Annotated in this window: 12 protein-coding genes; 11 read left to right on the top strand and 1 reads right to left on the bottom strand. The window is 77.2% G+C overall.

Going from position 1 to position 15,739, the window contains the following annotated elements; translation table 11 throughout:
- The 4 genes from MN205_RS13430 to MN205_RS21270 all read left to right on the top strand — a co-directional run.
- Positions 1–444 (top strand): type II secretion system F family protein (locus MN205_RS13430; protein ID WP_242128091.1); only part of this gene is annotated, 444 nt, incomplete at its 5' end.
- A 185-nt stretch (positions 445–629) separates the two neighbouring features.
- Positions 630–974, top strand: a complete 345-nt coding sequence (locus tag MN205_RS21955; protein ID WP_242128089.1) for a DUF4244 domain-containing protein — start codon at positions 630–632, stop codon at positions 972–974.
- Positions 975–1,009: 35 nt separating this feature from the next.
- Entirely contained in the window at positions 1,010–1,387 is a 378-nt protein-coding gene (locus MN205_RS21275) for a TadE family type IV pilus minor pilin (protein ID WP_242128087.1), read from the top strand.
- The gene (locus MN205_RS21270; protein ID WP_242128084.1) at positions 1,384–1,845 is read left to right on the top strand and encodes an Rv3654c family TadE-like protein; all 462 of its coding nucleotides are present in this window, start codon (positions 1,384–1,386) and stop codon (positions 1,843–1,845) included. Before MN205_RS21275 ends, MN205_RS21270 begins: the two co-directional genes overlap by 4 nt.
- 24 nt (positions 1,846–1,869) lie before the next feature.
- Here the strand turns inward: MN205_RS21270 and MN205_RS13410 are convergent, their stop codons facing one another.
- Complete coding sequence (locus MN205_RS13410; RefSeq protein WP_242128082.1) at positions 1,870–4,260, bottom strand: DEAD/DEAH box helicase; 2,391 nt, start codon at positions 4,258–4,260, stop codon at positions 1,870–1,872.
- Between the two features lie 142 nt (positions 4,261–4,402).
- On the opposite strand from MN205_RS13410, the gene MN205_RS13405 reads away from it, so the two are divergent.
- The 7 genes from MN205_RS13405 to MN205_RS13375 all read left to right on the top strand — a co-directional run bounded on the left by MN205_RS13405 (position 4,403) and on the right by MN205_RS13375 (position 15,734).
- The gene (locus tag MN205_RS13405) at positions 4,403–4,771 is read left to right on the top strand and encodes an STAS domain-containing protein (RefSeq protein WP_242128081.1); all 369 of its coding nucleotides are present in this window, start codon (positions 4,403–4,405) and stop codon (positions 4,769–4,771) included.
- Positions 4,772–4,778: 7 nt separating this feature from the next.
- Positions 4,779–5,201, top strand: a complete 423-nt coding sequence (locus MN205_RS13400; RefSeq protein ID WP_242128079.1) for an ATP-binding protein — start codon at positions 4,779–4,781, stop codon at positions 5,199–5,201.
- Positions 5,202–5,294: 93 nt separating this feature from the next.
- Positions 5,295–7,631 carry a sodium-translocating pyrophosphatase gene (locus MN205_RS13395; RefSeq protein WP_242128077.1) on the top strand — a complete coding sequence of 779 codons (2,337 nt, stop codon included), beginning with the start codon at positions 5,295–5,297 and terminating at the stop codon, positions 7,629–7,631.
- A gap of 19 nt (positions 7,632–7,650) precedes the next feature.
- Positions 7,651–9,162: a methyltransferase gene (locus MN205_RS13390; RefSeq protein WP_242128075.1), complete on the top strand. Its 1,512-nt coding sequence runs from the start codon at positions 7,651–7,653 to the stop codon at positions 9,160–9,162.
- A gap of 186 nt (positions 9,163–9,348) precedes the next feature.
- Positions 9,349–12,213: a type I DNA topoisomerase gene (gene topA / locus MN205_RS13385; RefSeq protein ID WP_242128073.1), complete on the top strand. Its 2,865-nt coding sequence runs from the start codon at positions 9,349–9,351 to the stop codon at positions 12,211–12,213.
- Positions 12,214–12,303: 90 nt separating this feature from the next.
- On the top strand, positions 12,304–14,559 hold the full coding sequence (gene tmk, locus MN205_RS13380) for a dTMP kinase (protein WP_242128072.1): 2,256 nt from the start codon (positions 12,304–12,306) through the stop codon (positions 14,557–14,559).
- Positions 14,556–15,734, top strand: a complete 1,179-nt coding sequence (locus tag MN205_RS13375; RefSeq protein WP_242128070.1) for a DNA polymerase III subunit delta' — start codon at positions 14,556–14,558, stop codon at positions 15,732–15,734. Before tmk ends, MN205_RS13375 begins: the two co-directional genes overlap by 4 nt.
- Positions 15,735–15,739 lie beyond the last annotated feature (5 nt).

Below are 15,739 nucleotides of genomic sequence, written 5' to 3'. Positions count from 1 at the left end.
CCGCCGAGCCCGCCCGCCCCCGACCTCCCCCTGCTGCTGGAGCTGACCGCGGCCGCCGTCACCGCCGGGCTGCCACCCGGCCGCGCGCTGCACCGGGCCGTGGAGGCCCTCCCCGGGCCCGTCCCGGCGGACCTGGCGCGGGTGTGCGCCCAACTGGCCGCGGGCACCGACCCGGAGCACGCCTGGGAGGGCGCCGGCCAGCGGTGGGAACCCCTGGCCGAGCCGCTGCTGCTGTCGGCGCGCACCGGCGCCTCCGCCGCCTCCCTGCTGGTCTCGGCGGCCGCGCAGCAGCGGGCCGAGCGGCGTCGCGCCGCGGCGGAGGCCGCCGCCCGGCTGGGTTCCCGGCTCGTGCTGCCCCTGGGGCTGTGCACGCTGCCGTCGTTCCTGCTCCTGGGCGTGGTCCCCGTCGTCCTGACCCTGGCGCGCGACGTCCTGACGGGGTGACGCCCCGCCGGGACGCGGCCCGCGCGGCGCCGTCCGCGCGCTCCACAACCCCGCGCCCGCCGGCCTCCTCCACAACCGCCCCGGCGGCCCGGTCGCCACCGGGAGCCGGGCCCGCAGGGTGGTCCCGGGCCGGCGGGGAGCCGGTCCGCAGCGGCCGGCCGGAGCGCCGGCGGGAGGAGGACGTGGTGGACGAGCGGGTGGACGAGCGGGTGGACGAGCGGGCGCGGCCAGCGACCCCGGGCGGCGGGACGAGCGCGCGGGCGCCGGGGGAGGTGCCACCCGCCGGGCGCGACCCCGAGCGCGACCCCGGCCGCGACCCCGAGCGCGACCCCGGCCGCGACCCCGGCCGCGACCCCGGCCGCGACCCCGGCCGCGACCCCGGCTGCGACGCGGGGATGGCCACGGCCGAGTACGCGATGGCGACGCTCGCGGCGTGCGGGTTCGCCGGGCTGCTCGTCGCCGTCCTGCGCAGCGACGAGGTGCGCGGGCTGCTGCTCGGGGTCGTGCGCCAGGCCTTGGCGCTCGGGTGAGGGCCGGGCGGCGCCCGGGGCGGGAGGAGGGGGCCGTGGTCGCCGAGCTCGCCGTCGCCCTGCCGGCCGTCGTCCTCGTCCTCGCCCTCGTCCTGGGGGCGGCGCGGGCCGTCCTGGCCCAGGTGTCCTGCGTGGACGCCGCCCGGGCCGGGGCGCGCGCGGCCGCCCGCGGCGAGGACGCGGCCGTCGTGCGGGCCACCGCGGCGGCCGCGGCCCCGGCGCGGGCCGCGGTCTCGGTGCTCGCGCGGGGCGACGGGACGGTCGCGGTCGAGGTGCGCTCGGTGCAGCACCTCGCCGGGCCGCTCGGCGGCGAGGTGCTGGTGCGCTCGACGGCCACCGCCGCCGTCGAGGGCGCCGCCGTCGAGGGCGCCGCCGAAGGCTCCGCCGTCGAGCGCGCCGCGGCCGTCCCGTGACCCCGCCCCGGGCCGCGGGCGAGGGGGAGCGCACCGGTGGGCGGGGCGGTGGAGGGGGCGCGGACCGGGACACGGGCAGCGGCGGGGTGCTGCTGCTCGGCGTCGTCGCCGTGGTCCTGGCCCTCGCGGTGGCCGTCGTCGGCCTGGGCGCGGCCGTGGCGGCCCGGCACCGCGCGCAGTCGGCCGCCGATCTGGCGGCGCTCGCGGGTGCGGACGTCGTCCTCGGCCGCGCACCGGGGGAGGCGTGCGAGCGGGCGGCGCGGGTGCTGCGCGCGCACGGCGCCACCGGCGGGTGCGCCGTGGCCGCCGACGGCTCGGTGCGCGTCGACGCCCGCGTGCCGGTCGGCGGCCCGGTGGCCGGCCTGCTGGGCGGTGCCCCGGCGCGGGCGGCGGCCCGCGCCGGCAGCGCCGCCGTCCACGCCGGCACGCCCCGCGCGGCGGTGGACGGGCCGTCGTGAGCCGCGGGCCGGTGGGCCGACCGGTCAGCCGGGTGCGGTGGTCCCCGTGGCGGCCGGCCGCCCGGCGGCCAGCGCGGCCACCACGACGTCCAGCAGGGCGAGCGCACCCGCCTTGTCCAGCGGCTCGTTGCCGTTGCCGCACTTGGGCGACTGCACGCACGCGGGGCAGCCGGCCGCGCAGCGGCAGGCCCGCACGGCGTCGCGGGTGGCGGTCAGCCAGCGCGCCAGCAGCAGGTGGCCGCGGTCGCTGAACCCGGCGCCGCCGGGCACCGCGTCGTGCACGAACACGGTGGGGCGGCCGGTGTCCGGGTGCAGCGCCGTGGACAGCCCGCCCAGGTCCCAGCGGTCGCACGTCGCCAGCAGCGGCAGCAACCCGATCGCGGCGTGCTCGGCGGCGTGCAGGGCACCCGGGAGCCGCTGCGCGGCGCCGACGGCGTCCACGGCGGTGTCCGCGTCCAGCGACCACCACACCGCGCGGGTGCGCAGCCGCCGCTCGGGCAGGTCCAGCGGCTCCTCCCCGAGCACCTGGCCGGTGCCGGCGCGGCGGCGCAGGAACCCCGTGACCCGGCTGGTGACCTCCACGACCCCGCGGGCCGTCCCCAGCGGCCCGTGCACGGCGTCCTCCTCCACCGCCAGCACCCGCACGTCGCCGCGGCTGCGGGCGTGCGTGGTGTGGTCGGGGGCGGCCGCGTGCACGAGCGCGACCTGCCCGTCCAGGTCCAGCTCGTCGACGACGTACGTGCGGCCCTGGTGCACGTGCACGGCCCCGCGGTGCACCGAGGAGTCCGCCGCCGACGCCTCGACCGTGCCCAGCACGCGCCCCGTGGCGGTCTCCACGACGCGCACGGTGCCGCCGGCGCCGCGCAGGTCCGTCAGCTCGCTCGCGCGGTGCGGGCGAGCCGGGAACCAGCCCCGCGCGCGCCGGCGCAGCAGCCCGCGCGCCACCAGCAGGTCCAGCACCCCGCCGGCCGCCGGGCCGAACAGCTCCAGGTCCGCCTCGGTCAGCGGCAGCTCCTGCGCCGCGGCCACCAGGTGCGGGGCCAGCACGTACGCGTTGGAGGGGTCCAGCACGGTCGCCTCCACGTCCACGCCGAACAGGGCCTCCGGGTGGTGGACGAGGTAGGTGTCCAGCGGGTCGTCCCGGGCCACGAACACGCCCAGGGCCGGCCGGTCGCGCCGCCCCGCGCGGCCGAGCTGCTGCCGGAACGAGGCGCGGGTGCCGGGCCAGCCGGCGATGAGCACCGCGTCCAGGCCCGCCACGTCCACGCCCAGCTCCAGGGCGCGGGTGCTCGCCAGGCCCAGCACGCGCCCCGAGCGCAGCCCCTCCTCCAGCTCGCGGCGCTCCTCCGGCAGGTAGCCGCCGCGGTACGCCAGCACCGACGCCGCCAGGGGCGGGGCGTCCTGGAGCAGACGGCGGCGCGCCCCCGCGGCCACGGACTCCGCGCCGGCGCGGCTGCGCACGAACGCCAGGGTCCGCACGCCCCGCGCGACCAGACCCGCCAGCAGGTCGGCGGTCTCCGCGGTGGCGGCGCGCCGCTCGTCGTCGGCGCCCTCCTCGGCGCCCTCGCGCACCGGCGGCTCCCACAGCGCCACCGACACCCGCGGGCGCGCCGAGGTGTCCTCCGCGACGGCCTCCACCTCCACGCCCGTCAGGCGCCGCGCCGTCGTGGCAGGTTCGGCGACGGTCGCCGAGGCCAGCACGAACACCGGCTCGGCCCCGTAGCGGGCGGCCAGCCGCCGCAGCCGGCGCAGCACCGCCGCGGAGTGCGCGCCGAACACCCCCCGGTAGGTGTGGCACTCGTCGACCACGACGAAGCGCAGCCGGCGCAGGAACGGCGCCCAGTGCTCGTGGCCGGGCAGCACCGAGGCGTGCAGGGTGTCCACGTTCGTCAGCACCAGGGAGGCGTTGCGGCGCACCCAGCGGCGCACCTCCGGCGGGGTGTCGCCGTCGTAGGTGGCGCTGACGGGGCGGTCCAGCCCCAGGGCGCGCAGGCGCGCCTCCTGGTCCGCGGCCAGCGCCTTCGTCGGCGACAGGTACAGGGCGGTGGCACCGCGCGGCGAGCCGTCGCCGGCCGGCCGGCGCAGCTCCGTCAGCAGCGGCAGCTGGAAGGCGAGCGACTTGCCCGAGGCGGTGCCCGCCGCGAGCACCGTGGAGCGGCCCGCGCGCACCGCCTCCGCCGTGCGCACCTGGTGCCGCCAGGGCCGCCCGCCGGTGCCGCGCTCCAGCGCCGCGACGACCTCCGGGTCCGCCCACGCCGGCCAGTCCGCCCGCTCGCCCGCCCGTGCCGGCAGCACCTCCACGTGCCGCAGCCGGCCCGTGCGCTCGCCGTCCGCCAGCAGCTCCGCCCACGCCGGGAGCTCCTGCCCACCCGGTGCCCCTCGCGGGCCCTCCCGACGCGCCGCCGCCCCCCGCACCGCACCAGTGTCGCCCCGCCGGTCCGGCCCGGCCGCCGCGGGTCGCCCCCGCTGAACGCGCTCATCACGCACCGCGATGGTTCAATGCTTCAGGGCGTGTCGCCCGGCACGTTCGACGCCAGCAGCAGCGAGGAGGGGTCCTGTGGACCTGTCGGTGACCAGCCGTGAGGAGAGCGGCCGGACCGTCGTCGAGGTGTCCGGTGAGATCGACGTCTACACCGCACCGACCTTGCGCGAGCGCCTCAACGAACTCGTCGGCGCCGGCCACCACCACCTGGTGGTGGACATGGAGGGCGTGGAGTTCCTGGACTCCACCGGCCTCGGCGTCCTGGTCGGCGGCCTGAAGCGGGTCCGCTCGCACGACGGCTCCCTGCACCTGGTCTGCCAGCGCGAGAAGATCCTGAAGGTCTTCCGCATCACGGGCCTGACGAAGGTCTTCCCGATCCACGACACCGTCGCCGAGGCCATCGCCGCGTCGGCCGCGGCCGACGAGGCCAACGCGACGTCCTGAGGCGCCCGTGCCCACCGTCGACCTGCGCTTCACCCCCCTGCCCGAGCACGTCCGCACCGCCCGGTTGGTGGCGGTGTCGGTGGCTCGGCGGGCGGGGTTCGGCGAGGACCAGCTGGACGAGATCCGCATCGCCATCGGTGAGGCGTGCGCCCGCGCGGTCAGCGCCACCGAGGCCGCCGCGGGCCGCGCCGGCCTCGTCGACATGCGCTTGAGCGACGACGAGGACCGCCTCGACGTGACGGTCCTGCGCTGCGACGAGGACGGCGCGCCGCTGGCGGAGACGCCGCCGACGGCGACCACCGAGGACCCGCTGTCGCTGGCGCTCATGACGGGCGCCGCGGGCAGCAGCGCCCCCGTCACGGCACCGGGCGGGGTGCGCCTGATCTGGGTGCGCGAGGCGGCCACCGCCGGGGCGGACCAGCAGGTCTGAGCCCCGGCGGGCGGTGCCTCGGGCGATTCCGTGGCACTGCCGGTGGTCCCGGTCCTACGCTGCGTGCAGATCACCGCACGTCGAGGAGGACGCATGGGCACGTCCGAGGGTCTCTCCACCACCGCGCAGGGCGTCGTCGCCGCCGTCGCCGTCGTCTCCCTGGCCGCGCTCGCCACCGCCTGGGTGTTCCGGCGGCAGGTGCTCGCCGCCGGCGAGGGCACCGAGCGGATGCGTTCCATCGCCGCCGCCGTGCAGACCGGCGCCGGCGCCTACCTGCGCCGGCAGTTCCGCACCCTGGCGTGGTTCGCCGTCGCCGTGGTCCTGCTCCTGCTGGCGCTGCCCGCGGACGGCTGGGACCTGCGGGCGGCCCGCAGCGTCGCCTTCCTCGCGGGCGCGGTGTTCTCCGCGGCGATCGGCTACCTCGGCATGTCGCTGGCGGTGCGCGCGAACGTGCGCGTGGCGGCCGCGGCCCGCGAGGGCGCCGGCGGGCGCGAGGCCGGCATGCGCCTGGCCTTCCGCACCGGCGGCGTCGTCGGGATGACGACCGTGGGCCTGGGCCTGCTGGGCGCCTCGGTGGCGGTGCTGGTGTACGAGGACGACGCCCCCACGGTGCTGGAGGGCTTCGGGTTCGGCGCGGCGCTGCTGGCGATGTTCATGCGCGTGGGCGGCGGCATCTTCACCAAGGCCGCCGACGTCGGTGCCGACCTGGTCGGGAAGATCGAGCAGGGCATCCCCGAGGACGACCCGCGCAACCCCGCCACCATCGCCGACAACGTCGGCGACAACGTCGGCGACTGCGCGGGCATGGCGGCGGACCTGTTCGAGTCGTACGCGGTGACGATCGTCGCCGCGGTCATCCTGGGCAGCACCGCGATCGGCGAGGAGGGCCTGGTCCTGCCGCTGCTGGTGCCGGCCATCGGCGCGATCACCGCGGCCCTGGGCGTGCTGCTGGTGCGGGCCAAGCCGGGGGTCAGCGGCCTGACGAGCATCCAGAACGGCTTCTACCTCTCGGCCGCGGTGGCGCTGGTGGGCACGGCGATCGCCTCCTTCGCGTACCTGCCGGCCACGTTCGCCGGTTTCGCCGGCGCGGACGCGTCGGTGGCGGTGCTGGACGGCGACCCGCGGCTGGTGGCGCTCAGCGCCGTGTTCCTGGGGATCCTGCTGGCCGTCCTCATCCTGTGGATCACCGGCTACTACACGGGCACCGAGTCCCGCCCCACCCGCGACGTGGCGGGGGCGTCGCTGACCGGCGCCGCCACGGTGGTGCTCAGCGGCATCGGCCTGGGGCTGCAGTCGGCCGTCCACACGACCCTCGTCATCGCCGGCGCGGTGTACTTCGCGTTCCTGCTGGCCGGCGGGATCCTGCCGCTGGCGATGTTCCTCATCGCCCTGGCCGGGTGCGGGCTGCTGACGACCGTGGGGGTCATCGTGGCGATGGACACCTTCGGTCCGGTCAGCGACAACGCCCAGGGCATCGCGGAGATGAGCGGCGACGTCGACGAGGCCGGTGCCGCGGTCCTCACCGAGCTGGACGCGGTGGGCAACACCACCAAGGCCGTCACCAAGGGCATCGCGATCGCCACGGCCGTGCTGGCGGCGACCGCCCTGTTCGGCTCCTACCAGGAGGCGGTCAGCTCGCGCCTGGCGGAGGTGGTGACCGGCATCGACACGCCCTCGCAGTACCTGCAGCGCACCCTCGGCGACTTCTCGGTCTCCACGCCGACGACGCTGGTGGGGGTGCTGCTGGGCGCCGCGGTGGTGTTCCTGTTCTCCGGCCTGGCGGTGGACGCGGTGGGCCGCTCCGCCGGGGCGGTGGTGCTGGAGGTGCGCCGGCAGTTCGCCGAGCACCCCGGGATCATGGAGGGCACCGAGGAGCCCGACCACGGCCGGGTGGTGGACCTGTGCACCCGCGACGCGCTGCGGGAGCTGGCCACGCCGGGCCTGCTGGCGGCGTTCGCGCCCATCGCGGTCGGCTTCGGCCTGGGCGTGGCGCCGCTGGCCGGTTTCCTGGGCGGGGCGATCGCCGCGGGTGTGCTGATGGCGGTGTTCCTGTCGAACTCCGGCGGGTCGTGGGACAACGCGAAGAAGCTCGTCGAGGACGGTCACCACGGCGGCAAGGGTTCCGAGGCGCACGCCGCCACGGTCATCGGCGACACCGTGGGCGACCCCTTCAAGGACACCGCGGGCCCGGCGATCAACCCGCTCATCAAGGTGATGAACCTGGTGGCGCTGCTGGTGGCGCCTGCCGTGGTCTCCCTCAGCCTGGGGGAGGGGGCCGACCCGTGGCTGCGCTACGGCATCGCCGCGGCGGCCACCGTGATCATCGTGGTGGCGGTGCTGGTCAGCCGGAACCGCCGCGTCGACGCCGCCGCCCCCACCGGCGACGTGGGTGTGCGCGACGAGCAGGGCCTGGACCTGGAGAAGTCCTGACCGCTGGCACGATCGGGGCGTGAACCCCCTCGAACTGCTGTCCGGCCTGCGCGAGGACCTCGCCGGTGCCGGCTACACCGTCGACGGCGTGGGCGAGCTCGTCGGGGACGTCGCCTCGGCCGCCCTGGACCGCGAGCAGCCGCTGCCGGCGCTGCGCGCCACGGAGGGCTCGCGCGAGCCGGCGGCGGTGCTGCTGCGCTGCTGCACCCTGGGGCGCACCGTGACCCGCGCGGAGCTGGACGCGGCGCTGCCGCGCACCGGCACCGCCGGCGCGGTGGCCCTGGGGCTGGTGGCCGCGGCCGGTGAGCAGCCCGGCGACGAGGTGCGCCCGCTGGTGGACCTGCGCCCGTACGAGGTGGACGACGCGGCGGGCGCGGCGTCGTGGTGGCTGGTCAGCGACCTGGGTGAGCTGGCCACGGGCGAGGCGCTGCGCTCGGACCACGTCCTGGGCGTGGGCGGCGCGTCGCTGACGCTGGCGTCGGCGACGGTGCGCACGCCCGTGGACCGGGTGCTGGACGTCGGCACCGGCTGCGGGATCCAGGCGCTGCACGCCTCCCGGCACGCCCGCCGGGTGGTGGCCACCGACACCTCCGAGCGGGCGCTGGACCTGGCGGCCGTCAACGCCGCCCTGAACGGGGTGCGCCTGGACCTGCGGCAGGGGTCCCTGCTGGATCCGGTCGCCGAGGAGGAGCGCTTCGACCTGGTGGTGTCGAACCCGCCGTTCGTCATCACCCCGCGCCGGCCGGGCGTGCCGCAGTACGAGTACCGCGACGGCGGCATGCCGGGGGACTCGCTGGTGGCGCGGCTGGTGCGCGAGGTCGGTCCCGTCCTGGCGCCGGGCGGGGTGGCGCAGCTGCTGGGCAACTGGGAGCTGCGCGACGGCGAGCACTGGTCGCAGCGGCTGGAGGGGTGGCTGGCCGGCACCGGCCTGGACGCGTGGGTGGTGCAGCGGGAGGTGGCCGACCCGGCGCTGTACGCCGAGACGTGGATCCGCGACGGCGGGCAGAAGCCCGGGCCGGTCTTCGACGAGCTGTACGCGGCGTGGCTGGACGACTTCGCCGCCCGCGGCGTCACCGGCGTCGGCTTCGGCGTGGTGACGCTGCGCCGGCCGGCCCGCGAGGGGGTGCCGCTGCGCCGCTTCGAGGAGGTGCTGTCCACCCTGAGCGACCCGCTGGGCGGGGTGCTGGCCGCCGGCCTGGTCGCGCACGACCGCCTGGCGGAGCTGGACGACGAGGCGCTGGCCGGCACGGCGCTGCGCGTGGCGCCCGACGTCACCGACGAGCGGTACCACGCCCCCGGGGACCCGGACCCGCGCGTGGTGCTGCTGCGCCAGGGCGGCGGGCTGCGCCGGGCGGTGCAGGCCGACGGGGACCTGGCGGGCCTGGTCGGCGCGTGCGACGGGGAGCTGACGGTGGGGCAGATCACCGCGGGCCTGGCGGTGCTGCTGGAGGAGGACGCCGCCGCGCTGCGCGCCCGCCTGCTGCCGCGGGTGCGCCGCCTCGTGCAGGACGGCCTGCTCCTGCTGCCCTGACCCGCCGGGCGCCGGGGTGTCCACAGGGGCGGCGCCGCGCCGGTTGCACACCGCTGCGCCGCCCGTGACACATTGAAGGTGCCCCGCGTGCGACAGTGCGGGGCGGGCGCGCACCGGCCGGGAGCCGAGCGGACGCGCCACGGCGGTCACCGACCGCGACGTGATCGACGTGGAGAGGCAGGACCAGTGGCGGGGAAGTCGAAGGCGGCGGGGACCGGTGACGGGCTGCGCCGTCTGGTGATCGTGGAGTCGGCCAGCAAGATCGACAAGATCTCGACGTACCTCGGCCCCGGCTACCAGGTGGAGGCCAGCTACGGCCACATCCGGGACCTGCCCCAGCCCTCCCAGCTGCCCGAGGACGTCAAGAAGGGCTCCTTCGGCAAGTTCGCCGTCGACGTCGACCACGGCTTCGAGCCGTACTACGTCGTCGACGACGACAAGAAGAAGAAGGTCAACGAGCTCAAGCGCGCCCTGAAGGAGGCCGACGAGCTCATCCTCGCCACCGACCGCGACCGCGAGGGCGAGGCCATCGCCTGGCACCTGGTGCAGGCCCTGGAGCCGCGCGTGCCGTACCGGCGGATGGTCTTCGGCGAGATCACCCGCGAGGCGATCCAGCAGGCCTCGCAGGACCTGCGCGACATCGACGACCGGCTCGTCGACGCGCAGGAGACCCGCCGCATCCTGGACCGCATCTACGGCTACGAGCTGTCCCCGGTGCTGTGGCGCAAGATCCGCCCGAAGCTGTCGGCGGGCCGCGTGCAGTCCGTCGCCACGCGCCTGTGCGTCGAGCGCGAGCGCGAGCGCATGGCCTTCCGCGCCGCCGGGTACGCCGACGTCACCGGCCGGTTCACCCCCGGGGGTGAGGAGAGCGCGTTCGGTGCGCGCCTGGTCGCCCTCGACGGCCGCCGCGTCGCCGCCGGCCGCGACTTCGACGACTCCGGGCAGCTCAAGCCCGCCGCGGTGCGCGACGGCGTGGCCCACCTCGACGTCGCCGCCGCCGAGTCCCTGGCGCGCGCGCTGGACGACGCCGCGTTCGCGGTGCGCAGCGTCGAGGAGAAGCCGTACAGCCGCCGCCCCGCGGCGCCGTTCATCACCTCCTCGCTGCAGCAGGAGGCCTCCCGCAAGCTGCGCCTGAACGCGCGGCAGGCGATGCGCGTGGCGCAGGGCCTGTACGAGCGCGGCTACATCACCTACATGCGTACCGACTCCATCCAGCTGTCGGCGCAGGCGCTGAACGCGGCGCGCAGCCAGGCGCGGGAGCTGTACGGGCCGGAGTACGTCCCCGACTCCCCGCGCGTGTACGCCTCGAAGACGAAGAACGCGCAGGAGGCGCACGAGGCGATCCGCCCCGCCGGGGAGGTCTTCCGCACCCCCGCGCAGGTCTCCGGTGAGCTGCGCGGCGACGACTTCCGCCTGTACGACCTCATCTGGAAGCGCACCGTCGCCTCGCAGATGCACGACGCGCGCGGCACCACCGCCACGGTGCGCCTGGGCGCCACCTCCGCGGACGGGCGCGACGCCGAGTTCTCCGCCTCCGGCACGATCATCACGTTCCGCGGGTTCCTCGCCGCCTACGAGGAGGGCCGCGACGAGACCCGCGAGACCGAGGCCGACGCCACCGACCGCCGGCTGCCGCCGGTGCAGGCGGGCCAGCCGCTGACGGGCGGCGACCTCGCCGCCGACGGGCACGTGACGTCGCCGCCGCCGCGCTACACCGAGGCCAGCTTGGTGAAGACGCTGGAGGAGAAGGAGATCGGGCGCCCCTCCACGTTCGCCTCGATCATCTCCACGATCGTCGACCGCGGGTACGTGCGCTACAAGGGTTCCGCGCTGGTGCCCACCTGGCTGGCGTTCGCGGTCACGCGGTTGCTGGAGGAGCACTTCCCCCAGCTGGTGGACTACGACTTCACCGCCTCCATGGAGAACGACCTCGACGCGATCAGCCGCGGCGAGGCCGAGCGGGTGGACTGGCTCACGCGCTTCTACTTCGGCGCCGACGGCCCCGGCGACCCGGGCGTCGACGCACCCGGCGGTGACGGCGCCCCCGGCGGGGCCGACGGCGCCGCCGCACCCGCCCGGGAGGGCATCAAGGGCCTGGCCGACGACCTCGGCAAGATCGACGCCCGCGAGATCTCCACCGTTCCCATCGGTGAGGGCGTCGTGCTGCGGGTGGGGCGCTACGGCCCCTACCTGGAGGGCCCGGACCTCGAGACCGGCGAGCTGCTCAAGGCGTCCGTGCCCGAGGAGATCGCCCCCGACGAGATGACCGTGGAGAGGGCGCGCGAGCTGCTCACCTCCCAGGCCGACGGCGACCGGGTGCTGGGCCAGGACCCGGCGACCGGGCGCACCGTCGTGGCGCGCACCGGCCGGTACGGGCCCTACGTCACCGAGCTGATCGAGGACGACGCGCCCGCGCCGGCCGCGGCGGAGGGCGCCGAGGGTGCTCCGAAGAAGCGCGCCGCGAAGAAGACCGCCAAGGCCAAGCCGCGCACCAGCTCGCTGTTCAAGGACATGTCCGTGGAGACGGTCACCCTCGAGCAGGCCCTGGAGCTGCTGTCCCTGCCGCGCGTGGTGGGCACCGACCCGGAGAGCGGGGACGAGATCACCGCGCAGAACGGCCGGTACGGGCCGTACCTGAAGAAGGGCACCGACTCCCGGTCGCTGGCGTCCGAGGACCAGCTGCTGACGATCACGCTGGAGGAGGCGCTGGCGATCTACGCCCAGCCCAAGACGCGGCGCGGGCAGACGGTCAAGCCGCCGCTGAAGGAGCTGGGCGTGGACCCGGAGTCCGGGCAGCCGATGGTCGTCAAGGACGGCCGCTTCGGCCCGTACGTGACCGACGGGACGACGAACGCCACCCTGCGCAAGGACGACGACCCGGAGACGATCACGCCCGAGCGCGGCGCCGAGCTGCTGGCGGAGAAGCGCGCCAAGGGCCCGGCTCCGAAGAAGAAGGCGGCCGCGAAGAAGACGGCGGCCAAGAAGACGGCCACCAAGCGGACCGCCGCGAAGAAGACCGCGGCGAAGACGTCGGCGGCCACCGCCGAGTGACGCCGCGCGCCGCGCGCACCCCGCCCGGCCGGCCGGGACACCCCCGGCCGGTGGGCGGGGGGCGTCCGGCCCGGCCTCTACCCTGACCGCGTGAGCGATACCGCGGCGGCCCCCGACCACGACGTGCGGGCGCTGCTGCGCGGCAACGCCGACTTCCGCCGCATGTGGCTGTCGCTGATGCTCTCCAGCTTCGGCGACTGGCTGGGCATGCTCGCCAAGCTGGGCACGGCCGCGGGCCTGTCGCAGCTGGCGGGCAGCACCGCCACCCAGACCAGCGTGGCCGTGTCCACGGTGCTGGTGCTGCAGCTGGCGCCGGCGGCGCTGCTGGGCCCGCTGGCCGGGGCGCTGGCCGACCGCCTGGACCGGCGCCTGACGATGGTCGTGGGCGACGTGCTGCGCTTCGCGCTGTTCGCCTCCATCCCGATCGTGAACGACCTGACGTGGCTGTACGTGGCGACGCTGCTCATCGAGCTGGTCACGCTCTTCTGGGGCCCGGCGAAGGACGCCACCGTGCCCAACCTGGTGCCGCCGCGGCAGCTCGAGGCCGCCAACCAGGTCAGCCTCGTCGCCACCTACGGCAGCGCCCCCGTCGCCGGGGTGGCGTTCATCGTGCTGACCCTGCTGACGGGCGTGCTGGACAACGTGCTGCCGTTCCTGGCCGGCACCCAGTCGTCGCTGGCGATGTACGTCAACGCCCTGACCTTCCTGGTGGCCGCGGCCGTCATCTGGCGCCTGGACATCCCGCCGCGCGAGCGGGCCCCGCGCACCCGCGGCCTGGCGCCGACGCTGTGGCGCGACGTCGTGGAGGGCTGGCGGTTCGTGGCCGGCTCGCCGCTGCTGCGCGGCCTGGTCGGCGGGATGCTCGTCGCGTTCGCCGCCGGCGGGTTCGTGATCAGCCTGGCCCGCGCCTTCGTCATCGGCCTGGCGGCCGGCGACCCCGGCTTCGGGGTGGTCGTCATGGCGGTCTTCGCCGGTGTCGCCCTGGGGGTGTGGCAGGGGCCGCGCTGGCTGTCCGGCCTCTCGCGCCGGCGCACCTTCGGGGTGGCGCTGACGGCGGCCGGGGTGTCGCTGGTGCTGGTGGCCCTCAGCGGCAACATCGTGCTGGCCGCCCTGTTCGTGGCGGCCCTCGGGCTCTTCACCGGGCTGGCGTACGTGTCGGCCTACACGCTGCTGGGCCTGGAGGTCGACGACGACGTGCGCGGGCGCACGTTCGCCTTCGTCGGTGCCAGCACCCGCGTCGTCATCGTGCTGGTGATGCTCGTTGCGCCCTGGGTGGCTCAGCTGCTGGGGGACCGCACGATCGTCGCGACGCCCTCCTGGTCCAAGGCCGTCACCGGTTCGGCGCTGGCCCTGGCGGCGGCGGGGACGATCACCGCCGCCGCCGGTGTGGTCGCCTACCGGCTGGTGGACGACCGCCGCGGGGTGAGCCTGCGCGCCGACGTCGTGCAGGCGTGGCGCCGTCGCGGTGAGGGCCCCGACGGGAGCGCGCTGCCGGTGGCCTCCCGCGCCGGCCGGGTCGGGACGGGCCTGTTCGTGGCGCTGGAGGGCGGCGACGGCTCCGGCAAGTCCACCCAGTCGCGGCTGCTGGCGCAGTGGCTGCGCGAGCGGGGCCACGAGGTCGTCACCACCCGCGAGCCCGGCGGCACCTCGACCGGCGCCGCGCTGCGCGAGGTGCTGCTGACCCCGCGCGGGGACGGCGCCGCGCTGGACCCGCGCGCGGAGGCGCTGCTGTTCGCCGCCGACCGCGCCCAGCACGTCGCCGAGGTGGTGCTGCCGGCGCTGCGCCGCGGTGCCGTCGTCATCACCGACCGCTACGTGGACTCCTCGCTGGCGTACCAGGGCGCCGGGCGGCAGCTGCCGCAGCGGGAGGTGGAGCAGTTGTCCGCGTGGGCCACCGGCGAGCTGCTGCCGGACCTGACCGTCGTGCTGGACGTCGACCCGGTCACGGCGGCGCACCGTCGCGGTCGCGACCCGCAGCGCGCCGGTGAGGACCGGGTGGAGGCGGAGTCGCAGGCGTTCCACGCGCGGGTGCGCGAGCAGTTCCTGCGGCTGGCGGCGCGCGACCCGCGCCGCTACCTGGTGCTCGACGGTGTCGCCGCCGCCGAGGTGGTGCAGGAGCGGGTGCGCGAGGCGCTGGCCGGGCGCCTGCCCGCGGCGGCCGGCGGGGACGGCGGGGACGGCGTGGACGCTGGCGCCGTGCCGCGCGAGGGCCGCCGCGGCCGGCACGCGCTGCGCCGCGGCGCGACGCGCGCCGGTGGGCCGGCGGGCGAGTCGTCCGGTGAGCCCTCGGGGTCGTCGGGCGAGCCTGCGGACGAGGCGGCGGGTGAGCAGGTGCCGGCCTCGTGAGCGTGTGGGACGAGGTCGTCGGCCAGGGGCCGGCGGTGCGGGTGCTGGCCCGCGCCGCGGCCGCGGCGCGCGGCGGCCCGGGCGCCGCCGGCATGACGCACGCGTGGCTGCTGACCGGCCCGCCCGGGTCGGGCCGCTCGGTGGCGGCGCGGGCCTTCGCCGCGGCCCTGGCCTGCGAGGACCCCGCCGAGGTCGGGTGCGGGCGCTGCGCCGGCTGCCGCACCGCCACCGCCGGCTCGCACGCCGACGTCACCGTCTTCGCCACCGAGCACATGCAGATCCGCCGCGAGGACGTCGAGCCGCTCATCCAGACCGCGCAGCGCCGCCCGTCGGTGGCGCGCTGGCGGGTGGTCGTGGTCGAGGACGCCGACCGCCTGAACCCCACCTCCGGCAACACGCTGCTGAAGACGATCGAGGAGCCGCCGCCGGCGACGGTGTGGCTGCTGTGCGCGCCCGCCGTCGACGACGTGCTGCCCACCATCCGCTCCCGCACCCGGCACGTGCCGTTGCGGGTGCCGCCCGCCGACGCGGTCGCCGAGCTGCTGGTGCGCCGCGACGGCGTCGACCCCGCCATGGCGGCGTTCGCGGCGCGCGCCGCGCAGAGCCACGTCGGCCTGGCCCGGCGCCTGGCCCGCGACGAGGGCGCCCGCGCCCGCCGGCGGGAGGTGCTGCGCCTGCCGCAGCGCATCGCCGGCGTCGGCGACGCGGTCCTGGCCGCCGGGGACCTGGTCGACATCGCCGCGGAGGAGGCCGGCGCCTCGGCCGCGCAGCGCGACGCCGCCGAACGCGCGGAGCTGCTGCGGGCGCTGGGCGCGGAGAGCGCCTCCGCGCTGCCGCCGGCGGTGCGGGCGCAGGTGCGCCAGCTGGAGGACGACCAGAAGCGCCGCGCCCGCCGCCACCAGACCGACGTGCTGGACCGGGCGCTGGTGGACCTGCTGGGCCTGCTGCGCGACGTCCTCGTCGTGCAGCTCGGCGCGCCGGTGGAGCCGGTGAACCCCGACCTGGCCGCGGAGGTGCGGTCGATGGCGGCCGCGTCCACGCCCGAGGAGACGCTGCGGCGCACCGACGCGGTGGCGCTGGCCCGCCGGCGCCTGGGCCAGAACGTCGCACCGCTGCTGGCGGTGGAGGCCCTGGCGCTGGACCTGCGCCCGCGCGGCGCGGGCGCGGTGGGGTGAGCCCA

Source organism: Kineococcus sp. TRM81007 (genome assembly GCF_022669155.1).
In the GTDB taxonomy this organism is placed as follows: domain Bacteria; phylum Actinomycetota; class Actinomycetes; order Actinomycetales; family Kineococcaceae; genus Kineococcus.
This window is presented reverse-complemented; position numbering and strand designations above follow the sequence as displayed.